The 22,294-nt window shown below is 44.5% G+C and carries 25 protein-coding genes; 14 read left to right on the top strand and 11 right to left on the bottom strand.

The window, feature by feature from the left end:
• Positions 1 to 451 precede the first annotated feature (451 nt).
• The 3 genes from EBO34_RS09395 (at position 452) to katG (ending at position 5,061) form a co-directional block, all read left to right on the top strand.
• Positions 452 to 1,852 (top strand): vWA domain-containing protein, encoded by a 1,401-nt coding sequence (locus EBO34_RS09395; RefSeq protein WP_122897631.1) that lies wholly within the window; start codon positions 452 to 454, stop codon positions 1,850 to 1,852.
• Positions 1,853 to 2,072: 220 nt separating this feature from the next.
• Positions 2,073 to 2,570, top strand: a complete 498-nt coding sequence (locus EBO34_RS09390; RefSeq protein WP_122897630.1) for a DUF1648 domain-containing protein — start codon at positions 2,073 to 2,075, stop codon at positions 2,568 to 2,570.
• 313 nt (positions 2,571 to 2,883) lie between these two features.
• Positions 2,884 to 5,061, top strand: coding sequence for a catalase/peroxidase HPI (gene katG, locus EBO34_RS09385; protein WP_122897629.1), 2,178 nt, complete (start codon positions 2,884 to 2,886; stop codon positions 5,059 to 5,061).
• 244 nt (positions 5,062 to 5,305) lie between these two features.
• On the opposite strand, the gene EBO34_RS09380 is transcribed toward katG, so the two are convergent.
• On the bottom strand, positions 5,306 to 6,046 hold the full coding sequence (locus EBO34_RS09380) for a class I SAM-dependent methyltransferase (RefSeq protein ID WP_183163790.1): 741 nt from the start codon (positions 6,044 to 6,046) through the stop codon (positions 5,306 to 5,308).
• A 113-nt stretch (positions 6,047 to 6,159) separates the two neighbouring features.
• Here EBO34_RS09380 and EBO34_RS09375 point away from each other — a divergent pair, with 113 nt between their 5' ends.
• From EBO34_RS09375 to EBO34_RS09360, 4 genes are all read left to right on the top strand, one after another.
• On the top strand, positions 6,160 to 6,426 hold the full coding sequence (locus EBO34_RS09375) for a hypothetical protein (protein WP_122897627.1): 267 nt from the start codon (positions 6,160 to 6,162) through the stop codon (positions 6,424 to 6,426).
• Positions 6,427 to 6,715: 289 nt separating this feature from the next.
• Positions 6,716 to 7,375 carry a hypothetical protein gene (locus tag EBO34_RS09370; protein ID WP_122897626.1) on the top strand — a complete coding sequence of 220 codons (660 nt, stop codon included), beginning with the start codon at positions 6,716 to 6,718 and terminating at the stop codon, positions 7,373 to 7,375.
• Positions 7,376 to 7,455: 80 nt separating this feature from the next.
• Complete coding sequence (trhA, locus tag EBO34_RS09365) at positions 7,456 to 8,100, top strand: PAQR family membrane homeostasis protein TrhA (protein WP_122897625.1); 645 nt, start codon at positions 7,456 to 7,458, stop codon at positions 8,098 to 8,100.
• Positions 8,101 to 8,342: 242 nt separating this feature from the next.
• A complete protein-coding gene (locus EBO34_RS09360; protein WP_249414069.1) occupies positions 8,343 to 9,698 on the top strand; it encodes a DUF2254 domain-containing protein in 1,356 nt (451 codons plus the stop codon).
• On the opposite strand, the gene EBO34_RS09355 is transcribed toward EBO34_RS09360, so the two are convergent.
• From EBO34_RS09355 to EBO34_RS09335, 5 genes are all read right to left on the bottom strand, one after another.
• On the bottom strand, positions 9,660 to 9,881 hold the full coding sequence (locus tag EBO34_RS09355) for a hypothetical protein (protein WP_122897623.1): 222 nt from the start codon (positions 9,879 to 9,881) through the stop codon (positions 9,660 to 9,662). The genes EBO34_RS09360 and EBO34_RS09355 overlap by 39 nt on opposite strands.
• A gap of 577 nt (positions 9,882 to 10,458) precedes the next feature.
• The gene (locus EBO34_RS09350; RefSeq protein ID WP_236785126.1) at positions 10,459 to 10,659 is read right to left on the bottom strand and encodes a YvrJ family protein; all 201 of its coding nucleotides are present in this window, start codon (positions 10,657 to 10,659) and stop codon (positions 10,459 to 10,461) included.
• 333 nt (positions 10,660 to 10,992) lie between these two features.
• Positions 10,993 to 11,220 carry a DUF2922 domain-containing protein gene (locus EBO34_RS09345; protein WP_122897622.1) on the bottom strand — a complete coding sequence of 76 codons (228 nt, stop codon included), beginning with the start codon at positions 11,218 to 11,220 and terminating at the stop codon, positions 10,993 to 10,995.
• A gap of 38 nt (positions 11,221 to 11,258) precedes the next feature.
• Complete coding sequence (locus tag EBO34_RS09340) at positions 11,259 to 11,474, bottom strand: DUF1659 domain-containing protein (protein ID WP_122897621.1); 216 nt, start codon at positions 11,472 to 11,474, stop codon at positions 11,259 to 11,261.
• Between the two features lie 62 nt (positions 11,475 to 11,536).
• On the bottom strand, positions 11,537 to 12,022 hold the full coding sequence (locus tag EBO34_RS09335; RefSeq protein WP_122897620.1) for a sigma-70 family RNA polymerase sigma factor: 486 nt from the start codon (positions 12,020 to 12,022) through the stop codon (positions 11,537 to 11,539).
• Positions 12,023 to 12,255: 233 nt separating this feature from the next.
• On the opposite strand from EBO34_RS09335, the gene EBO34_RS09330 reads away from it, so the two are divergent.
• Both EBO34_RS09330 and EBO34_RS09325 read left to right on the top strand, forming a co-directional pair.
• Entirely contained in the window at positions 12,256 to 12,876 is a 621-nt protein-coding gene (locus EBO34_RS09330) for a pyroglutamyl-peptidase I (RefSeq protein WP_122897619.1), read from the top strand.
• 68 nt (positions 12,877 to 12,944) lie between these two features.
• A complete protein-coding gene (locus EBO34_RS09325; protein WP_122897618.1) occupies positions 12,945 to 13,289 on the top strand; it encodes an ArsR/SmtB family transcription factor in 345 nt (114 codons plus the stop codon).
• Positions 13,290 to 13,360: 71 nt separating this feature from the next.
• On the opposite strand, the gene EBO34_RS09320 is transcribed toward EBO34_RS09325, so the two are convergent.
• Positions 13,361 to 13,885 carry a DUF5673 domain-containing protein gene (locus EBO34_RS09320; RefSeq protein ID WP_122897617.1) on the bottom strand — a complete coding sequence of 175 codons (525 nt, stop codon included), beginning with the start codon at positions 13,883 to 13,885 and terminating at the stop codon, positions 13,361 to 13,363.
• Between the two features lie 145 nt (positions 13,886 to 14,030).
• On the opposite strand from EBO34_RS09320, the gene EBO34_RS09315 reads away from it, so the two are divergent.
• Positions 14,031 to 14,777, top strand: coding sequence for a DUF2087 domain-containing protein (locus tag EBO34_RS09315; protein WP_122897616.1), 747 nt, complete (start codon positions 14,031 to 14,033; stop codon positions 14,775 to 14,777).
• A 59-nt stretch (positions 14,778 to 14,836) separates the two neighbouring features.
• On the opposite strand, the gene EBO34_RS09310 is transcribed toward EBO34_RS09315, so the two are convergent.
• Positions 14,837 to 15,130 carry a 4a-hydroxytetrahydrobiopterin dehydratase gene (locus tag EBO34_RS09310; protein WP_183163788.1) on the bottom strand — a complete coding sequence of 98 codons (294 nt, stop codon included), beginning with the start codon at positions 15,128 to 15,130 and terminating at the stop codon, positions 14,837 to 14,839.
• 322 nt (positions 15,131 to 15,452) lie between these two features.
• On the opposite strand from EBO34_RS09310, the gene EBO34_RS09305 reads away from it, so the two are divergent.
• The 4 genes from EBO34_RS09305 (at position 15,453) to EBO34_RS09290 (ending at position 19,256) form a co-directional block, all read left to right on the top strand.
• Positions 15,453 to 16,496 carry an EAL domain-containing protein gene (locus EBO34_RS09305; protein ID WP_122897614.1) on the top strand — a complete coding sequence of 348 codons (1,044 nt, stop codon included), beginning with the start codon at positions 15,453 to 15,455 and terminating at the stop codon, positions 16,494 to 16,496.
• A 113-nt stretch (positions 16,497 to 16,609) separates the two neighbouring features.
• A complete protein-coding gene (locus EBO34_RS09300) occupies positions 16,610 to 17,521 on the top strand; it encodes a phosphatase PAP2 family protein (protein ID WP_122897613.1) in 912 nt (303 codons plus the stop codon).
• Between the two features lie 326 nt (positions 17,522 to 17,847).
• A complete protein-coding gene (locus EBO34_RS09295) occupies positions 17,848 to 18,438 on the top strand; it encodes an NAD(P)H-dependent oxidoreductase (protein ID WP_122897612.1) in 591 nt (196 codons plus the stop codon).
• Positions 18,439 to 18,464: 26 nt separating this feature from the next.
• Positions 18,465 to 19,256: an STAS domain-containing protein gene (locus EBO34_RS09290; RefSeq protein WP_122897611.1), complete on the top strand. Its 792-nt coding sequence runs from the start codon at positions 18,465 to 18,467 to the stop codon at positions 19,254 to 19,256.
• Positions 19,257 to 19,336: 80 nt separating this feature from the next.
• On the opposite strand, the gene EBO34_RS20660 is transcribed toward EBO34_RS09290, so the two are convergent.
• The 3 genes from EBO34_RS20660 to EBO34_RS09280 form a co-directional block, all read right to left on the bottom strand.
• On the bottom strand, positions 19,337 to 19,498 hold the full coding sequence (locus tag EBO34_RS20660; RefSeq protein WP_183163787.1) for a hypothetical protein: 162 nt from the start codon (positions 19,496 to 19,498) through the stop codon (positions 19,337 to 19,339).
• Between the two features lie 68 nt (positions 19,499 to 19,566).
• Positions 19,567 to 20,475: a DMT family transporter gene (locus EBO34_RS09285; protein WP_122897610.1), complete on the bottom strand. Its 909-nt coding sequence runs from the start codon at positions 20,473 to 20,475 to the stop codon at positions 19,567 to 19,569.
• Between the two features lie 17 nt (positions 20,476 to 20,492).
• Positions 20,493 to 22,268 carry a B12-binding domain-containing radical SAM protein gene (locus EBO34_RS09280; protein WP_122897609.1) on the bottom strand — a complete coding sequence of 592 codons (1,776 nt, stop codon included), beginning with the start codon at positions 22,266 to 22,268 and terminating at the stop codon, positions 20,493 to 20,495.
• Between the last annotated feature and the right edge of the window lie 26 nt (positions 22,269 to 22,294).

The raw sequence follows: 22,294 nt of genomic DNA, 5'->3' as shown, positions 1-22,294 counted from the left end.
GAAGGCCTGAGAGCCGGTGCTCAAGCCTTTTTTTATTGTCAATAGAACACCGCCAATTGTGCGGGGACAGACCCAAAAACTTTTTTGTGAGATTTTGTAATTTTGATGGTGGAAAAAGTAAAAAGAAGGGTAATGGGTATTTAGTGAGATTAAGACAAAAATTTTGTGGGTCTTTTGGACAGGAGTGACCTGTGAATTAGCCCCTTTCTATTGAAATGACGCATTTTACAGCAGGCGAATAGTCAGATTCACTCACGAAGTTTTTGGATATTTATGTTAGTATCATTTTTGTTAACCATTTTATAAAAGGCTGTTGTTCATTCAAAGGTGAAGCGTCAGAGGGCGGCATAGCTCGTAAAGCCGGGCGGGTCTTTTTTAGAGAACGCGGATTGAAACCAATAATGAACGATAAAATGCCTTGATGAAAATTACATAGCTGGGGGAATGGAGGATGAAGTATCGTTTTTTAGCCGCGGGACTGATAGTGCTGTTAAGTGCCTGCTCATCAGACGCGGATCAGGAAGTCGTGGAGGATGGAGCAACAGAGGAAGAAAATACGGCTGTTGAAGAAGAAGAGAGCGATGAGGCCAATCAGGAAGAAGCTGCCGCTGAAGGAGAGGCGAATGAACCTGAAGAGCCGGAGTATTATGAAATCGAAGACTTGTCCCGGGAACTGACGGATATTGAAGAAAAATTGATGAGAATGCCGGGCCCTTACCACGGTGATGATTTTGATGCTGACGCTGTAATGGAGGAGCTTTCTCACATCGATGAAAACACGAGCGAGGATGAGGCATTCCAAGCGATTTTGAACCTCATTCACGAGCCTTATTATGAAGACGTGGAACAGGTTATTGCTTTTAACCCGGAAATTGAAGTCGATTCTGAAACACCGGAAGAAGAGGCACCGGAGGATGAACTTCCTTCAACGTCCCATTTCTCCATTCTGCTTGATGCAAGTGGAAGTATGAACGCCAGAAACCAGAGCGGGACGCGGATGGATGAAGCAAAAGAAGCAATTGAAGCTTTTGTCGGAACACTGCCTGAAAACAGCACCACATCCCTACGTGTTTACGGACATGAAGGTGACAACACCAATGCGGGTAAAGAACTGTCCTGCAGTTCCACAGAAACGATTTATCATGGAGAGACCGATGCAGATGCATTGAGTGAGGTCCTTGATGATGTGGATGCAGTAGGGTGGACGCCGATTGCACAGGCGATTGAAGATTCCCAGGAAGATATACCGGAAGATGCAACCGACGTTATTGTCTATATCGTAAGTGACGGGATTGAAACATGCGGAGGTGATCCTGTAAAAGCTGCGGAGGAACTGGTCGATCAGGATATTGAGCCAATCATAAATATCATTGGTTTTCAGGTGGAAGACGATGATTACCAGAGTCTGATTGATGTAGCGGAAGCAGGGAACGGCGAGTTCACGTTCGTAGATTCCAAGCAGGAACTCGAAGACTATTGGGAAGAAGAATACCGCAGAATGATGGATGCCTGGGATGAGTGGAAGCGAGCAGCCATGGACGAAGTAAATGAACGTAGTGCCGAGCTTAAAGACCAGGCAAATGAGTTGAAAGACTCCATTATGGATAAGTCCGAGGGTGAATTTGCCAATGCACAGGTCATTATTGACAGGCTCGTTCAAGAAGAGCAGATTGAATCCTCGGTACGAAGAGACCTGTGGAGCGGATTTTACAACCGCAAAAATGATATTTGGAGCTACGGTTACAATACCGGAGTTGTAAACTGGTCGAATGCCTACAATGAAGGGATCGACAGATGGAGAGAAGTCTATCACCTCGGAAATGAAAAGTGGTCGGAGTACTATAACAAGTAAGGTATGTATTATGAAAGGAGGCTCCCGAAAGAGATGGGAGCTTCCTTTCTTACTGTTTGGACGGGAAAACTGACTCTTCTTTTAATAGTTTCTTCGGCAGGGTACTATTGGTGGGAAGCTATTGTGTTTGATTGAGAGTATAAGGTATTGCAGGGTTGCCGTCCCCTCACTATCAATATAAAAGTCCAATAAAAATCAAGTTTAGGAGAAAGGGTCTTCTATGAAAAAGAAAGATATTTATTTACTGGCAGTCAGTTGTGTGATCATTGCAGTGATGTTCACCCTTTCAACCGGGTACTGGAATGTATTGCCTGACCGTATCCCAAGCAACTTTGGTATAACCGGTGAAGTGCGGTCGTATGGAAGTAAAGGGTTTATATTTCTCTTGCCCGCAACAGGGATCTTCCTTTTGGGGGCTGCACTTCCGTTTTATTTTTATCCTCAGGGAATCAACCTTCCTGTGAAATTAACATTTGAAGAAAAAGAACAAATGAAAGACATCCTGGGCCCGTACCTGTTGACGATAATGGCTTATGTTATGGCACTCTTTCTCTATATTCAGTGGGGGATCATACAGGTGGCCATGGGCGTAATGGAGGGAATTGGTTTTAGTTTCTACATTGGGTTTATGAGCCTTTTTATTATCAGTACTGTACGGGCGACGAAAAAAGTAAAGCAAAGAGCGGCCGAACTGAGACGCACAGCCTCGGAAGATTGATTAGGCGTTACAATGGTTCATCACATGGGAGAAGTCCCCAAAAGCAGACGCGCTTTTGGGAACTTCTACACTTTTGTCAAGAGAACACCGGCAATTGTACGGGGACAGACCCCCGAACTTTCGTGCTCAAATACTAGTAAACCTCTAAATATATTTACTATTTTTACAATCTTCTGCATATTACTTTTTATTTTGGTGATCATTTAATATAATTACAATGTAAGAACGTATATTGTCTCCAGTTTTAGTTTGTACGATGAAAGGCAAGTTTGTTTGCTACTTACTCTTCTCAAAACAGAAAGGGGAAATACGTATGGACAATGAAAACGTTGGCAAGTGCCCGTTTACGGGTGAAGGTGGTTCTGGTAAATCTTCCAGAGGGACATCAAACAAAGACTGGTGGCCAAACCAGCTTGAATTGAATGTTCTTCATCAGCATGACACGAAGACGAATCCACTGGGAGAAGATTTTAATTATGCAGAAGAATTTAAAAAAATTGATTATGAAGGCTTGAAGAAGGACCTTCTTAATCTTATGACAGATAGTCAGGATTGGTGGCCTGCGGACTACGGTCATTATGGCCCGTTCTTTATTCGTATGTCCTGGCATGCGGCAGGTACATACCGTATGGCAGACGGCCGCGGTGGCGGGGGAAGCGGTTCACAGCGCTTTGCTCCTCTTAACAGCTGGCCGGACAACGGGAACCTGGACAAAGCACGCCGCCTCCTTTGGCCGATAAAACAAAAATATGGAAACAAGCTTTCATGGGCAGATCTCCTCGTTTTCGCAGGAAATGTGGCGATTGAATCCATGGGTGGAAAGACCATTGGATTTGGGGGAGGCCGGGAAGATATCTGGCATCCTGAGGAAGACGTAAACTGGGGTCCTGAAGAAGAATGGCTCGGGAATAACCGATACTCCGGTGAGCGTGACCTGGAGAATCCTCTTGCTGCTGTACAAATGGGCTTAATTTATGTAAATCCGGAAGGGCCGGACGGGGAACCGGATCCTTGTAAAAGTGCCTACGACATCCGCGATACGTTTAAGCGTATGGGAATGAACGACGAAGAAACCGTGGCACTCACTGCCGGCGGTCATACATTTGGTAAGGCTCATGGCGCAGGAGACCCGGAAGAGCATGTATCTGAAGAACCGGAAGGCTCACTTGTTGAACACCAGGGCTTCGGGTGGAAAAGCACCCACGAAACAGGTCATGGTGCGTTTACAATCACAAGCGGAATTGAAGGAGCATGGACACCGACGCCTACGAAATGGGATATGAGCTACTTTGATCTTTTGTTCGGATACGAGTGGGAGCTCACTAAGAGCCCGGCCGGTGCGTATCAGTGGGAGCCTGTGAATCCGGACGAGGAACATCTGGCACCTGATGCACACGATGCGTCTAAAAAGGTGAAGACAATGATGACGACAGCGGACATGGCAATGCGTGAAGATCCGGAATACAATAAGATCTCCCGACGTTTCTACGAAAATCCGGACGAGTTCGCTGATGCCTTTGCCCGTGCGTGGTTCAAGCTTCTTCACCGTGATATGGGTCCTCGTGACAGGTACCTCGGTCCGGAAGTTCCGGAAGAGGAGTTTATCTGGCAGGATCCGGTACCAAAGGTGGATTACACATTATCGGATTCGGAAATCGAAGAGCTAAAAGGGAAGATTCTCGAAACAGGTCTTTCTGTAAGCGAACTCGTCAAAACAGCCTGGGCTTCCGCAAGCACGTTCCGCAACTCAGATAAGCGGGGGGGCGCGAATGGTGCCCGCATCCGCCTTGAGCCACAGAAGGACTGGGATGCCAACGAACCTGAACAGCTTTCAAAAGTGCTGTCGGCATTTGAAGATCTTCAAAAAGACCTGGATAAAAATGTGAGCCTGGCTGATCTGATTGTCCTTGGCGGTAGTGCAGCTGTGGAAAAAGCGGCAAGAGATGCGGGCTTTGATGTAACGGTTCCGTTTACACCGGGGCGCGGAGACGCTGAACAGGAACAGACGGACGTAGAAAACTTTGAAGTACTTGAACCGCCGGCGGATGCTTTCCGCAACTACCAGAAGAAAGAGTATAGTATAAAACCGGAAGACCTGATGGTGGACAAGGCACAGCTGCTGGATCTGACTGCCACTGAAATGACGGTGCTGATCGGCGGGATGCGTGTTCTTGGTGCAAACCACAGTGGCACTGAGCATGGTGTCTTCACGGATCGTGTCGGTACACTTACGAATGACTTCTTTGTAAACCTTCTTGATATGGGGTTAGAGTGGAAGCCAGTAGACGGGGGGATCTACGAAGGACGCGACCGTAAGACAGGTGAAGTCAAGCGTACGGCAACGAGAGTGGACCTCGTCTTCGGTTCACACTCCATCCTTCGTGCTTATGCCGAAGTGTATGCCCAGGACGACAGCCAGGAGAAGTTTGTGAACGATTTTATCGCTGCCTGGGTGAAGGTTATGAACGCAGATCGTTTCGATCTTAAATAAACCACACAAGGCAGCGTGAACTAAGTTCGCGTTAAAAAGTGACCTGCGTGTCAGGGCACGAATAGGGAAAAAATCTGACTCAAAAGTCCAAAAGAAGATATGTAATGGCTCCGCTCATTGCTTCGAGGTTGATCCAAAAGGTTAAAACCGACCTTTTGGATCAACCTCTTTTCATTTTGTCAACCGAACACCGCAAATTGTGCGGGGACAGACCCCCGAACTTTCCCCCGAACTTTCGAGAACTTTAGATGAGGTTCATTTGGTCGTCTTTTTTGCAGATGAAGTAGGCGTAGCGGGTGAAGGGCTGGTTCTTTTCGAGCATGGTGATGTGATTTTCCATGATTTCATAGCACTTAAGGGGAACGTCATCGCTGAGAAGAAGTTCAGGAATATCGCCAGCAGGCAGGTTTGCAGGGTTCTCCTCAATGGTGTGCTGTACGTGCATATTATAGCTTTTTAAAAGGTCATGCCATTCATTCATTGTGTAGAGTTGCTTCATACCGTAAAAGGAACTGTACTCTTTTTTTTCGACAATAGGAAATGCCGGGTCGCATACGAGGTCCAGAGAAGCGAAAAACCCCCCGGGCCTGAGAAGCCGTCTGCATTCTTTTAACACATCGTGGACGTTGGAAAAGCTCAGTACACTTTCAGCGATAATCCCGTCTATGGATTCATCGGGAAAGGGAATGCTGGCAGCATCGGTGTGGAGAAAGTGAAGTTTCTTTCTGTCAAAAGCATCTTTGTGACGTTCGCGAGCTTTTTGGATCATCACTGGGTGGACGTCAATGCCGTAAACGTTCGCTCCTTTTTCTGTTGCAAGAAAGTGGGCAGTGTCCCCGAGGCCGCAGCCTAATTCAGCAATTTTCATTCCGTTGACGATGGGCAGCAGATCAATTGCACGGGCGGTGATGTTTTTCCCGCCTGGATGGGCGGTGGTTACGCCGAAATACGCAAGCATGTCTGTATACGTATACTCATTTTGCACAGGCCAACCTACTTTCCTATGAAAATACATACAAGTCGTGATGTTTGTACAAACCAAACCTCTTTTTGAAAATACACTGATTGTGACTGGTGTATGAAGAGGAGGTGGATGCGTTGTCACGATGTGCACACTACTATAACGTATGCAGTCGCAATCAAGGTCGTAACGTTCGAATTATAGAACATTCCGGACGTCAGCATGCAGGCAGAATCGTGCGGGTCACACCCAGCACTGTTTATATTGAGGGAAGAGGCCCCCGGGGAGGATTCGGGGGATTTGGATATGGGTATTATGGCAGCTATGGGTATCGTCCCTATGTTTACCCGGTTGCCCTCGCCGCAATCAGCGGTTTTGCTTTAGGAGCACTATTATTCTGGTAATGTTACGGGACCAATGCGATGTTCTTTCAGGCCAGCCTCAAACTATGAGGCCGGCTTCTTTTTTTTGTGCATTGCTCAATAGATCACCCAGTGCCTGACCCTCTGTGAATCCGTTCACAGAGGGTCAGGCACTGGGTGATTTGATTCACATTCCGGAGATTCTCTTGTGGTATAGCTCTTTAGTAGGGTAAAATGGGTACTTAGCCAATTAGGTAAAGGAAATCTTTTACTTGTATCGAATTTTTGTATAATAGAGATATCTAAACTACGATGAACGCGGGTGACAAACATGAAAAAGTTGCTGGTTCCCTTTTTTACAGCCATGCTGCTCGTCGGGTGTTCAGGTGATGATGATCAATTGTCGGCAGAGGAACTTCAGGAACTCGATGAAACAGAAGACATTGAAAAGCTCATCGATACGAATGAGCGGCTCGTTAAGCAACTGGAACAGTATTCAGGACAGGCTGAGACCCTTCAGGAACAAATTGATGAGCTTCAGGAAGAGAATGACCGGCTTAAAAATGATATACTTACGTATAAGACACAGGCTTATGATACAGAAGCTTTAAAAGATGAAGAACTGGCATTGCGGGAAGAAATCGATGCTATATCACTGAACTTTTTCGAAGCGATGCACAAGAGGGACCACGAGCAGTTGTCCCTTCTCACATCGGATCATGTAGAAACGGACGAAGAGAATGACGTCATTCATGTTCGGAGTGACAAAGAAGTAATCGGTTCCTTTCATTACATGAGCTTGAATGTTTCAGAATTGGACTTTCTCCAGCAGACGGCTTTTGAGTATGATAGTGAAAATGATCATTGTTCCGTTCTGTATACTCTCCATTCCTTTGAACATGAAGAAAACGACCTTATACGCGTAGTTGAACTGGAATTCGAAAAAGAAGATGGCACCTGGAAAGTGTCGTCCATTCAAAACAGAATGTAAAAGAGAAGGTTCAAAGGGCCTGCAAAACCTGTCCTCCTGACTGAACGCACTCAAACTAATTTACCGGAGGAGTTTTGCACATGCAACAGACCCACACATTTACGAAACGGGAAGAAATTGCTAACGCCATTACCCATGGCATCGGAGCGGCATTTGGCGTGGCTGCTCTGACACTGCTCATTGTTTTCGCCAGTATGTACGGAACTGCCTCTCACGTGATCAGCTTTACGATTTACGGCGTGACCCTGCTGCTCATGTACGTTTGTTCCACTCTCTTGCACAGCCTCAGACAGGGCAGGGCGAAAAATGTGTTCGAAATTCTTGACCATTCGGCGATCTATCTGTTTATCGCCGGAACGTACACACCGTTAATGGTCATCGTTGTGGACGGTGCAACAGGCTGGATTCTGTTGTCTGTTGTATGGGCAATGGCAGCGGTCGGTATCGTATTTAAAGTCTTCTTTGTGAAGCGGTTTATTTTTTTATCAACCCTCTTTTACATTGCGATGGGCTGGATGATTGTGTTTGTTTTAAAGCCGATTGCAACAACAGTCGAAATGGGAGGTATTGTTCTTCTCGTCACAGGTGGTGTTCTGTACACTGTAGGCACACTTTTTTACATCTGGCGAAAGTTTCAGTACCACCACGCTGTATGGCATCTTTTTGTTCTGGCAGCTTCGGTGACCCATTTTCTCTCCATTCTCCTGTATGTAACGCCTGTATAACACGATGATAACGCCGAAAAGGGAAACTAATCCTTTCCGGCGTTTTTTAGTGGCTGTGGGAAGCATGATGGAGGTCCACTGTCACACCGTGAAATACGAAAGCCATGTCAGCATCACCATCTTCAATTAAAGGCTGCGGCTGATAGCATTAAAAAGCCACCTCACCCTCTGAATGGTTAAATTTCATTATAATGCCAACACTATTGAACAAAAGGGAACATGAGGTGGGCGTGTTGACAAGAGTGTGGCTTTTTATCAGAGCAAGTTACTGGTTTATCCCGGCAATTTACGGCATCATCGCAATTATTCTTGCATTTTTAAGTCACCAGATCGATCAGTACTTATGGGGAAATCCTCAATTACTGGACAGCATTCCACCTCTCTTTCTGTCCGATTTCGACCTTGCCTACACGCTTTTAGGTACAATTGCCGCGTCCATTTTAACAATGACTTCCATTTCCTTTTCGTCCATTCTGGTAGTTATGACTACCTATGTGACGCAGTTTTCACCCCGCTCACTGCAAAACTTTATCACTGATCCCCATACACAGCGGATCCTCGGTGTGTTTATCAGTGGATTTGTATACGCAATTGTTCTCCTTCTTTTAACCAAACAACAGGCAGGGATAACGGATGTGGATGTACTCATCTCTCCCGTCATTGCTGTTTTGTTTGCAATTATTTCTGTTGGATTCTTTGTATTTTTTGTCCATCACGTCGCCAAATGGATTCAGATCAGGAACCTGATCGAGAGCATTTACAATGATACAATCAAAGTAATGGATAAGTTCTGGGAAAATCAGAAGGATGTTAAGCCCGATGATCCGTGGGAGGACTGGGAAGGAGAAGAGATTCTTGATAAGCCGTGTACACAGGTAAAGTCAAGAAAATCCGGCTATGTTCAGTGGATTGATCTTGACGGGCTGAAAAAGCAGGCGGAAGAGGACGAAACGATCGTGGAACTCCTTTATTCTCACGGGGATTACCTGGCTGGCGGGCTCGTGGTGATGAATGTTTACGGAGATAAAAAACAGGTGAGCGAGGGGAATTACAGCAAACGTGTGATTATCGGAACAGAGAGAGAAAGCATTCAGGACATCCGCTATGGCATTGTGAAACTGGTGGAGATCAGTGTGCGCTCCCTGTCACCTGGAGTAAATGATCCGTTTACTGCTATAGAAGGGATCAAGCATCTCGGCCATATGCTGTCTGCTTTATGTAAAAAAGCGTATTTGGAAAATTACGTACACGACAGTAAAAGGAATGTCCGTGTCCTTAAGAAAGTTTATGAGTTCAAGGACTATCTGTATCAGAGCTACTTTCAGATCCGGCATTACGGAAGCAGCGATTCTGCCATTCTCGCGGCAATCCTGGATTCCCTTTATGAAATTTCAACCCATGGCAGCGATATGATAAAAAAAGACGTATGGTCCTTTACTGAATATGTGATAGAGGGAATGGAGCATCATACGTTTCTGGACTGGGACCTTTCAAGACTTCAGGAAAAGCTTGACCGTATCGCTGTCATTTCAGCACCGGGCAGAAAGGATCACGTCCGTTTAAGGCAGCCGAAGAAAGGCTTCGATGAGCACGAATAAAAAGTAAGGCCCTCCTAAACAGATAAGGAGCGTGAACAATCCTTTTGACAGCCGGTCGAGACCTTCAACCAACTTGTCTTCTTCTGCGTACACGATAGTACTCTCAGATGATACCTGCAGGCCTGCCGGCAGTCTCTCGGCCATATTCCGTTTGCGCTCCTCTAAAAACAATACCTTCTCCATTAAAATCGCCCCCCGAATGTGAATGTATAATCTCCAGGCTTTAAATAAACAACCCATGCTCCACTCTATGAAAAAAAGCATCCCAATATGCTAGATTTATCTTGTGAAGTAGATAACAGTGGTCAGGCACCACGTGAGGCATTTCACAAAGGGTCAGACCAAATAGCTATAAAGCAGCACGAACCGATAAAGCGTAAGACGCCGGATGCAGTCGGAATGACCTTCGCTTTCCTCGGAGGTGGCCGGCGAGCCTCCGCTACCGCAGGAGACTTTAGGACATTCCGACTGCATCGACTCTCATTAACAAAGTTAGAGGCTTAATAGAAGAGAGGCTATGATCGACGTTGATTGACATTACAAAGAAATTCTTATTAAGAAACAGGAGCTAAAAGTCATGAGAACCCTTATATGAGAAAATATCCCTTGCTTATGTAACAGAAGGCAGCGAAAAGCGTCCTCCTGGAGTTGCTAAGATACTTCTAAGAGGCTCAGACATTGTTAACTCAGCTTCTGGGAAGGCCTGCATGAAGACCCTGCGTGAAGGATGTCACACAGGGTGTAGGAGGGATGGGGCTTTTCAGTTTCTCTTACTTCTTGGTGGAAGTGCCGTAAGAGAGGGGTCTGTTTTCACATGCACACCCATCTGCTTTTGATAGAGGAGCTGCACAGACTGGTTTATCTGATCAAGCTTCTTCTCCATCCGGTAAAGCAGGTAAAAGGTGACTGCAGCAGGAAAACCGTAATCTCCAATGACGCGAATCCACACGTCCAATTCCAATGGTCTCACCTCCTTTTACTAAAGCTGTGTTAATGAGCATGAATGATTGCAGCGAATGTGTGATACTCCTGTGGGAGCAACGAGCGGTTACACAACGAATAAGCGGGCATAAACCTGCTGGCGGCTCACCGGCGCCCCCGCGGAAAGTGCAATGAGCGTATATCAACACCTGACTTAAAAAGAGCCTTTACTAAAAAAAGAACGGTTCACAAGGTGTTTTGACCTTATGAGCCGTCCTCTCTGAAGCATTGTGTAAAGTCGCTGTCTTCTTCATGAAACTTTTCAATGAGTTGACTGCCGGGGACAGATCCCCCGGCAATAGAGCCCCTGATATTACTCTTCAGTATCAATATCAATCTGTTCAACAGTACGTTCAACGATACGGGCGCCGCGCTTTGATACGAGCGGTCCGCCTGTTGACATGAAGATGTTCTCATTAAGAATCTCGTCCATCACTTCGTTGATTAGTTCAGCGTTTGCCGGCTCGATCGGATCTTCCACAGCAAGTGTGACAGAGCGTCCTTCCATGTTGGAAAATAACAGTTCAAGTCGTTTGCTCATTTGATTTCCTCCTTTCGTGCAGGGTTAATGGGGCAGGATTATTCTCCAGTCAGTTCGTACGTGTTTCCGCGTTCCACTTTTACCAGTTCGTGCTGCTGAAGGGAAGCAAGTGCTTCTGCTGTTTTTGACAATCCGCTGTTTTCTGCTGCCGGGTTAATGTTCTGAAACTGTCTGACGCGAACGATCTCCTCACCCTCGTGAGTAAAGCCTGTCACAAAACTCAGTGCCAACCGTGTATTCACTCTAACGCCCATCTCATCACCTCCTTTCGCCTTTCACCTAATAAGTAAACGCTCCCTGCCAAAAACGGGGTACCTTACGAAAAAAAACTTCGAAGTTTTTTGAGCGCCCCTTTCCGCCAGGTGTGAACGGTATCGACACTAACCTTATACCTGGCTGCAATTTCCCGTGGTTTACATTCATAGATCACAGCTTCTTCCACCCAAGTCTTCTGACGAAAGCTGAGTCCGGCCTCGTTCATGATTTCGTAAACAGGCTGAAGGGACTCTTCTTTATAGTGCGGGGCCACATCCTCGAGGAGCACCGGTTCGATTAACTGGCAATGGTCGTTCAACCGTCTATCCTTTTTGATGGCCCTGATCAGGTATCCTTCAATGTAACGCTTTGCAAACGCAGGGAAAGCCCCCATGTCAGGATCAAACCGTCGCCAGGCATGAAAGAGGGCGACACGTGCAATCTGTACATATTCCTCTTGGTCAAAGTGAAGCCTGAACTTCTTTAACAGGGAAAAAATAAGCGGTTCATATTTTTCATAAACAACTTCGAAATCAGCGTCGTACATGTGAAGGTCTCCAAACCGGAGGCGCCTCCTTCAATTTTTCCGCGGTAAAGTAAGAATAGACGCTGGGGGAGAGGGGAGCGAACAGGATTATTTGATGTACAAAACCATACTGCAGCCCATCAGGTCAGTAACGTCCTGGTAATTTTTAGAAATAAACTGGTGATGAGTACTAAATAGTTCAAGAAAGATAGGAATTAAAGACCGTGGTACAATCAGAAGGAGGAGGGGATGAAATGAAAATCTTAATCAGCGGCTTTGAGCCATTTGGAGACTTAATGAAAAACCCCACTGAAGAACTGGCGAAAGCCGCGTCAACGTGGGAGATTGAAGGAGTGACCATTACAACAGTAGTCTTGCCTGTTGTTTATAAAGAGTGCGCAGAAAGACTTTTGGAAGAAGTAAACCGGATTAAACCCGATGTGGTGCTATCTCTCGGGGTGGCAGTAGGACGTGCCGGCATCACACCTGAAAGAATCGGAATTAACGTCCAGCATACGGAAGGAGAAGGGAAGTTTGGGGATAATACGGGCTATAAACCAACAAACAAACCATTGGTTCCCGAAGGTCCAGACGGTTTGTTTTCAACCCTCCCTATTGAAGAAATGGCCCGGAAGCTCACAGAGTCCGGTATACCTGCCCGCATTTCAAACACAGCAGGCACATACATATGCAACAATACGCTGTATGAAGTGGCCCTTTTTGCGAAAAAACAAGGAAATCTCATCAAAACGGGCTTTGTCCATGTCCCTGCAACACCGGAGATGGTCGTTTCCTCGGGAGCGCCAAGTATGGACATTTCTCTTCAGGAGAAAGCACTGCGACTGATGATCGAAGCGATTCGTGACTCAAGGTAAATTGACAAGACCAGGCAGTGCCCGTAAACTATACATAAGTAAGTGCTTATGAAACGGAGGTGGACCCGGTGCAAACAAAAGAACGGACGTTTGAAGACGCAGCTCAGTTGTTTAAGCTGATTGGGGATAAAACAAGACTTAAAATGCTTGCCATTCTGTATAAAGATGACTGCTGTGTGTGTGAACTGGTTGAGGTTTTTCAAATGAGTCAGCCGTCCATCAGCCAGCACCTGCGAAAATTAAAGCAGGCTGGGATCGTAAATGAACGACGAAGCGGCCAGTGGATCTTCTACAGTTTAAATAAGGAGAACCCTTGGTACGGTCAGGTGACAGATATTATTCATACTCTCCCGGACACACAGCCTCTGCTGGATGAACTTATGCAGGCAGGCAAGCGGGTTTGCTGTGATTAAACAGGGTTCCCAGGCCATAGATACCATAAAAAAACCTTCAGACCCCTAAATCAGGGTTCTGAAGGTTTTTATTATTTGCCCGCAGGTTCTTTATCAAATGTCACGTAGTTTTCAAGAAGTTCCTCAAGCTGTGCTTTTTCTTCATCGGCAATTGTTGTTTTAATCTTTGTCCCCTTATCCAGCTCCATAATAAGCTGGGTACGGTTCCGCCGTTTTTTTCCCCAGCCGATCTGCCTGATTTTCCCCCAGTTGGCCTGATAGCCTGCAAAAACAATACCATGCCCGCGAATTTCAAAGATCTTATCCAGGCTAACGAGCACCGCGATGCCTAGTGGAAGCTGAAGGGCAAAGATCAGCGTGGACATCTCAAAACTCCGGAAAATCTCAACGTAAAGAAGGATTGTTAGAAGCAGTACGGCATATGAAAAATAAAGCGCCACTTTGTAAAGTTTTGTGCCGGTATGAATCTTTTTATCATCTTTTTCAGGTGTGTAAATGACATAATCCTGTGTGGAGTTTCGCTGCTTGTGGGTGAAAATGTAGTAAAGAGCGATCACTGCCATAATAGTTCCAAGAAACAGATATAACCAACGCATGAAAATTCCTCCGTAGATGTATTAACTTTAGTTTATCACAATAAAAAGGGCAATGTAACTGTTGGTTATTTAATAAACATATAATAATTTTGTTTACTTATTTATAAACAAACTATTATACTGGTAAATAGAGGAGTGATGAAAAATGGACGAACCGTTTTGGAATGCAACGATAGAAGAGCTTAAAAAAGGCTTTTCTGACACAGAAGGAGGCTTTCAATGTGTCATCTGCGGCAGGTATTTTGAGGAAGGTCTAATTTTTAAATCAGGGGAACAGCTGATGACGGCTGTAAAAGCAGCTGCTCATCATTTCCGTAATGAACATGGGACGATCGAACATCAGTTACTCAATCTTGATAAAAGGCAGTCGGGATTATCCGATATTCAACGAGATGTCCTCCGTTTATTAATGGACGGAGCAGATGATGAGGCAATTGCAGAAGAGCTCGGCTTCAGCAGTGTTTCAACCGTAAGACAGTACCGGTTTAAGTTTCGTGAAAAAGCTAAACAGGCAAAAGTGTTTCTCACTCTGATGGAGAAATTTGAAGAAAAAGAGGGGAAGACAACCATTCACAAGGGGGCAAAAATGGTGGACGAACGATGGATAACAAATGAAAAAGAAGAAGCAAAGTTTCTCGACACATATATCGACAAGACAACCGGGAGAATCAAACAATTTCCTAGGAAAGAAAAACGAAAGATTGTTATTCTGAAATACCTCACAGGGAAATTCACTCCAGGTCAAACCTATACCGAAAAAGAGGTCAGTGCTGAATTAAAAAACTACTATGACGACTTTGCCACACTGCGAAGGTATTTAATTGAGTACGGTTTCATGCAGCGGAATTCAGACGGATCAAGCTACTGGGTAGACGCAACAGTGGGGAAATAAAATGAGGGCGAAAGATGAGGAATATTGCAACCTTATCTTTCGCCATTTTCGCATTAATATCAGCTTACATACTTGGCCATTGTGTAATCAAAAGCATAGGCAGATTCAAAATCCTTTTGGGTAAGACCTCCTACATCCATCGTGTAGAGGCGGAGGGTTACGGTTTTATGATCGATTGTAATCTGAGGATGATGATTGCGGTCTTCTGCGAGCCTGGCAATTTCATTTACGAATGCTACTGCTTTGCTAAAAGAGGGGAGGGTGAATTGTTTTTTCATAAAGTTCTCGTCATCGAGTGACCAGCCTGCGGAATCCTCCAGATTTGCAACAACTTCTTCTTGTGTAAGTGTCATTGTAGAGCCTCCTTCATAATAATTACCATTAATCCGACAAAACAGGACAGCAGTCTTCAAAATTACAGATAAATAGAGTGAATATTCTGATTTAATACTGTGATTAGTTACATCATAGCAGATGATTTTCGTCATGAAAAGAGCTATTTATTATTTATTCATCTTGTAATCTTTTCTTAATAATACGGCTGGGAGACCCTGTCAGAAAAAGATTTTCAGTTTAAGAGAATCTTCTGGTTTTATGGTTTTAACGGCCTATCAGAGGGTATTGATAACTAGACACTGATTGACAAAGTTCCAACACTTGAAAGCAGGTGATTAAATGAGCGGATGTTACTTATGCACAAATAAAATTCCTTTAACGAAAGAAGGAGTTTTAAGTATATATACAAATCAATCTGATATCCTTTCTGATATGAAAGATATCATTACAACAAAAGGTTTTGACTCAAAAATCAGAAAAGGAAAGCTCGATCTGATTTTTCATGACTGGCATGCTCTTCAGAAAACGATGGATCAATTAAAAGACTCCCTCCCGTTGAGAAAGAGTACCAAAGTTAAATGCAGCCTCTCCCTCCTTCACGAAGAACCAAGTGATTATATTCCTTTTTCTGAAATGTATATGAAAATCATGAATCCCAGACTGGTAAAAATTATACAGGAAAAGCTTTTCCGCTCTTTTTTACAACCCATTGTAAGAGCTGTAGATGAAGAAATCTATGGATACGAATTTTTATTAAGACCGCGAAGTCAGCTATATGATTTTAACCCTGGAGAGCTTTTTGAATTTTCCCGGCAATCAGGAATGCATTCCATGCTCGACAGTGAGGCACGTATGAATGCAATACGAACGAGTTCCATGATGCTGGATGCCGGGATGAAGCGGTTTATCAATTTTCTCCCCTCATCCATTTATGATCCTGACTTTTGTCTTAAAAGTACATTCAGGGCGGTGGAAGAATATCGGATCAGGCCTGAAGATCTCGTGTTCGAAGTAGTTGAGACGGAAATGATAGAGGATATGAACCATCTAAAACGGATATTTCGGTATTATCAGAACGCTGGTGTAAAGGTTGCTCTCGATGATCTCGGAGCAGGTTACTCAACTCTTGATGTTATGAGCGAATTGAACCCTGACTTTGCAAAACTGGACCGAAACCTCATCCAGGACTGTCATTTGGACGAGAATAAGCAGAAGAAAATACAGGTCATTTCACAAGTAGCCCAGAACATCGGGGTCACTCTCCTTGCAGAAGGAATTGAAAATGAAGACGAATGGGCATATCTCCGAACCAAGGTCGACCTTGGACAGGGATACTTCTTCGGAAAACCGGCCGAAACGCCTCTCAAACAATACGTAAAATAACAATGCAGATCTCCATCAGGAGGTCTGTTTTTTTTATATCTTCAGACTCTCGATGGATTCACGTATAATAGTATAGAAGAACCTGTTAATTTCACAAAAAAGGAAGAGGAGGAATGATAGTGAGAGAATGGGAGATTGGGGTTTTGCAGGTATTTACTGATTTGCAGACGGGTGCGGGAAACGCAGCGGCCTACATACTTACTTTTTTAGGAAATGAACTCTTTTACTTTTTAATGATTCCCCTTGTCTACTGGTGTTTGTCCAAAGCTTTTGGCATCAGACTTGTATATGTGTTTTTGCTGTCTGTCTATGTTAATTCATTACTGAAAGCCATGTTTGCTGTCCAGCGGCCGATTGGAATAGAAGGCGTAAACTCATTGTATGTCTCCTCGGCAGAGGTTGGAAGCCACTATCCTTATGACAGTTTTCCAAGCGGTCACGCCCAGGGTTCAGCCACACTATGGGGGATGACCGCCATCTGGCTTAAAAGCAGGGCATTCTGGATCTTTGCGGCAGTCCTTGTTCTGATGATTTCCATGAGCCGTTTATATACAGGACTTCACTGGCCAACTGACATTACCACTGGCATGGCAGTGGCAGCCACGATCCTTTTGATCTATGTAAAGACTGAAAAATGGATAGTCGGCTGGTCAATAAAGAGAAAGTGGATCGCCGTGATCGTTTTGCCTCTTATTCTTATGGGAATCTTCCCGGAATCCGAAGGCATGAAATACAGCGGATTTCTTCTGGGAGCAGGAATCGGTTATCTTTTGGAAGCGAAACATATACGAATGAAAATACCGTCAAGCTGGGTAAAAAAAGCCGTTGCTCTGTTTGTGGGTCTTGCAGGATTGTTCCTGTTACAGGAAGGTGGCAAGATCGTCCTTGGTACAAGCCTTGGAGCTGATGCTTTACGGTACGGTCTGATCGGTTTGTGGGGACTTCTGGGAGCTCCGTACCTCTTTGTGAAACTGCGTCTCTATGAAACAAGCCGTAATACAAACGAAAATGAAAAAGCAGCTTAAACCTCCATATAAAAAAGAAGGTTTCACAAAAGGGCAAAATTTAATGGCAATGTCTCCGCAAGTTGCTCGCCCGGCAGGAGAACCCCCTCCTGCCGGACTCTATTAAGGAGACAGCGGCTCTGCTCATTGCTTAGAGGTTGAGCCAAAAGGTAAAAACCGACCTTTTGGGCAACCTCTTTTACACAATTGTTCAGGGGACAGACCCCGTACAATTATGTTCAAATTGGGGGGATAGATTGAAACTGAGAAAAAGGGGTTTGGAAGCATAGGACAGAGGGAAAATTAGTTAGAGGTTTTGATTACATATAGAAAGAAGTGGGTTTTTTGTGAATCATTTACTTGTTTATATGCATCCTTCAAAAGACAGTTTCAACGGAAGTCTACTAAAAGCATATGCAGGTACATTAAAAAATCAGGGACACCAGGTTGAGGTTCGTTCTCTATATGAAATGGATTTCCAGCCGCTCCTCTCCAGGGAGGAGTACAAAGATTCATTTAAAGGTGTTTATAAAGAAGACGTCATAACAGAACATCGTTTTTTTCTTTGGGCTGATGCCATTACATTTCTCTTTCCTTTATGGTGGGGAAGCTTTCCAGCTGCCGGTAAAGGCTATCTCGACCGTGTTTTATCCTATGGTGTTGCTTATGGATTGGATGGAGAAAAACCCATCCCGCTGCTTACAGGAAAAAAAGCAGCGATAATCTGCACAACGGGGGCTCCGTCTGAAGAATACGACGCCAGTGGAATGCATCAAACAATGAATCGTTTGTTTGATGAAGCCATTTTTCGCTTCTGCGGGCTTGAGCCTGCTTTTCATGAATACTTCGGGGGTGTCCTGATCTGTAAGGACCATGAGAGAGAGAAAATGATCGAACGTGTAAAAGAACTGGCAGGTTCATGGATCCACGGTTCATAAAACGGGGTAGCGGGGGAGATAATCATATGATGAAAGTAAATGAATTTTCAATAGATACATTCAAACTTATGGAAACGATGTCAGACAATATCTTTATTGCTGACAAAAACATGAAACTGATCTGGATAAATGAAGAAGCGAGAAATCTCGTAACCGAGCTCTTGCCTTATCTTCCTGCGATCGCTCATCCGGATGACCTGATCGGCATGTACTTACAAGAGATTCATGGTCAAAAGTCCAATTTTTTTAAAGTGATGAAAAAGAAAAACTTTCCCCACAAGTCGAAGGTTCCGATTTTTGGATATACGGCAGATCTTTTTGTAAATGAACTCTTTGACCAGAACGGAGACATGAATGGTTATATTCTTATCTGGCGGGATGTAACCAAAGAAGAGCAGCAGCGTATGAAAAGTGAAAAAATGATCGAGGAAATGTCAACACCGATTTTACCTGTTGTTCTTAACAATGCCTTGTTCGCGCCATTAATCGGGACTTTTGACAAAAGACGGTTTGACCACCTCAGGGAACGGGTGCTTACTGAATGTGTAAAGAGTGGAGCAGACTATCTGATTTTTGATTTCTCAGGTGTGACGGTGGTTGAAAACGAACTGCTTGTTGATGAATTTGAAAGACTCAGGGCTACTGTTCAGCTATTGGGGGCCCACACGTTCTTTTGTGGCTTTTCTTCAGAACTGGTTAAACTCTTTACAAAAAACAAGGTAAAAGTCGAAGAAAGGACCTTTTCTCAATACCAGCAGGCTATTCATCATGTCCTCTATTTAGAAGGGCTGGAGATAACCCCGCGAAAAAAAACGTGAGCCCGGGCTCACGTTTTTTTGTGACTGTAAAAGGTATGGTTGATCATATCCTCCAAACACAGCCTCTAAAATAACAGAATTTAAAATTGCGGTAGGATGTAATTAATGAGAAACCACAGGATACCGAAAAAGATAATCAGGTAAGCTGCATACTTAATAAAGGTGGAAGCGACGCGACTGCTGTCGTGTTTCTTTTCTACATCTTCATTTCTTTTGTCCACATCTACATTTTTATCTGCCACAATAATTCTCCTCCTTTATGTTCTTACATCACTGTTTCCCTAAGAAAAACAGCTTTAAACACAAAGGTTTATCCATTTACGGCATGAGGCTGCCGGGTCTTTTTAACCTTACGACCCTGCTGAATGATAAATACAGCCAGAAGCACACAAATCATGCCGACTCCCTGCCAGAAGGTGAGTTGATCGTGGAATACAAATACACCGATCATGGCGGCCACAACGGGTTCCACAGTAGCCGCAATGGAAGCTTTGCTGGACTCGACGTGGTTGAGCCCGGCTGTATAGAAAAGATAGGCAAATACTGTCGGTATCGTCCCGAGTCCGAGAGCCAATAGTAAACCTTCCAATGAAGCGAGCCGTTGTGACATATCTGCGATTCCTATTACCGGAATCAGGGCGGCAGAAGCGAATAAAAACGTATAAAACGTAATGGTCAGTGAGGAATATGATTTGGAAGCTTTTTTTCCGAAAATACTGTAAAGGGCGTAGCCAAACCCGGATCCCACACCTACAAGAACGCCGTAAAAAGAGAGCTGGTCTGCGTTTAACGGGAACAGTCCGATAACAAGAGTACAGCCCGCCAAGGTTACAAAAAGGGCTGCGATTTTCTGCGGTGTAATCCATTCCTTGAAAAAGATCCGGCTGAGAATGGTAACAAATGCCGGTCCGGTATATAGAAGGACAGCAGCTACTGATAAATTGATTTCCTGTATGGTTGTAAAGTAAGCCCAGTTAAAAAAGACAATACTGCAAATGCCTGTACCGAAAAACAACGGCATGTGCGCTGGTTTTACAAGGAACAGCCCCGGGCTTTTAGCCAGAACAATGAGTGTCATGACGATAAGCGCAACAATTACACGAATAGCCACAACTTCAATTGGTGTAAAGCCAAGATCGTACAGACCCTGGACAAAGATACCGATCGTTCCCCAAAGAGCGGCACCGGCTATAATCAGAAAAAATGCCCATTTAAGCATGTGCGGTCCTCCTTCTCTTAACTCGTTTTTTCTTTTAAATCGGAAGCTGCATTCTCCGGTACGGTAAACGGAACAGCCTGAAGGGTTTTAGGGTTGTAATAAACAATCAGGTGATACGCTCCGTTTCGAACCGTCTCGTTTTTAAGATAGCTGTCCAGATTGAAGTCAATCTTTTCAATGACCACATGTTTATGAATTTCCTTGTCTGAGAGATTGAGGTCTGCAAACTCATCTGAAACGCTTGCCGGGTGCTCACAAATGTATTCCCGTACCTGGGTTTGCTCCTCTTTATCAAAATCAGGAGTCCACCAGCGCTTTCTCGGTTTATGCTTATGGTGCAGTAAATAATCAAGTTTCATCAGCCCCCGGACAATGTAGATATCAGGGGCATTTGTTTTTTCGAGGAAATAATCAAGCCTGGTAAATAAATCCTCAAATTGATGACCGATCCGGGACCAGCCCTGTGCATCCCAGACATTTCCGTACTCTTGGAAAAAGTCAAACGGTGTGGCAAAAGTGTGATCTGTAAGTCTTTTCATCGTGTTGTCCATCCGGTGGTCATTCCAATACTTCTCAAGAATATCTTCTACCCGCTTCATTTTGACAATATCATCAAAGGAGAGGATGTTGTTGGATAGAATCTCATAAGGTGCATTGTCCATAAACCGGTATCCAAACCGTTCGGCCATTGCCCTCATCCCCGTTCCTCTGAGCATCTTTAAAAAGCCAAGCTGAAGCTCTTCCGGGCGCAGGGCAAATACATCGTTAAATGTCTGTTTAAATGAATCGTAGTCCTCTTCTGGAAGTCCGGCAATCAGGTCAAGGTGCTGATCAATTTTTTGGCCGTCTTTAACGAGTGTGACCGTCCTGGCAAGCTTTTTAAAGTTCTGACGCCGCTGAATCAGATCGTTTGTCGCATCATTTGTAGACTGGACACCAATTTCAAAGCGGAAGATGCCGGGCGGTGCATTTTCGTTAAGAAATTCAAGCACTTCCGGTCTCATAATGTCTGCAGTAATTTCAAACTGGAATTCGCAGCCTCCGTGGTTTTTAATCAAAAAGTCAAAAATCTCAAGAGCATAATCCCGTTTGATGTTAAACGTCCGGTCAATAAACTTAATCATTTTTGCTCCATTCCTTACAAGGTAGAGCAGATCTTCCTTTACCCGTTCAATATCAAAGTACCGCACCCCTACCTCAATGGAGGAAAGGCAGAACTGGCAACTGAACGGGCACCCCCGGCTTGTCTCAAAATATGTCACCCGTTTCCCCAGGGATGCTAGGTCTTCGTCCAGACGATAGGGAGACGGGATGTCGTTTAAGTCCAGTTTTCCCCGTCCCGGATTAATGACAATCTTGTCTTCTTTCCGGTAGCCGAGACCGAATACAAAATGGTATCCGTTGCTGCCTGCCTCCATTTCTTTTAACAGGTGCTTGAACGTTTCTTCTCCTTCTCCGATAACGATAAAATCAACTTCAGCTATTCGTTCAAGCCAATACTCAGTGTCATAGGAAACCTCAGGTCCGCCGAGAACGATCTTCGTTTCAGGAAGGACCTTTTTTAACATTCTGATCACGTGAATGGTCTGTTCAATATTCCATATGTAACAGCTGAAACCGATGACATCCGGCTTCCTGCTGTAAAGATCAGAAACGATGTTCATCGCTGGATCTTTTATTGTAAATTCCATAATATCTGTATCAAATTCAGGTTCTGCATATTTTTTTAAAAGGCGAAGGGCCAGGCAGGTATGAATATATTTAGCATTAAGGGTAGTGAGCACTACGTTCATTTTGTGATCCTCCAGATTTTTATTCA

The sequence above is a fragment of the Alteribacter keqinensis genome (genome assembly GCF_003710255.1).
Classification (GTDB): Bacteria; Bacillota; Bacilli; order Bacillales; family Salisediminibacteriaceae; genus Alteribacter; species Alteribacter keqinensis.
Note: the sequence above shows the minus strand (reverse complement) of the source record. Positions and strands in the feature narration are given on the sequence as shown.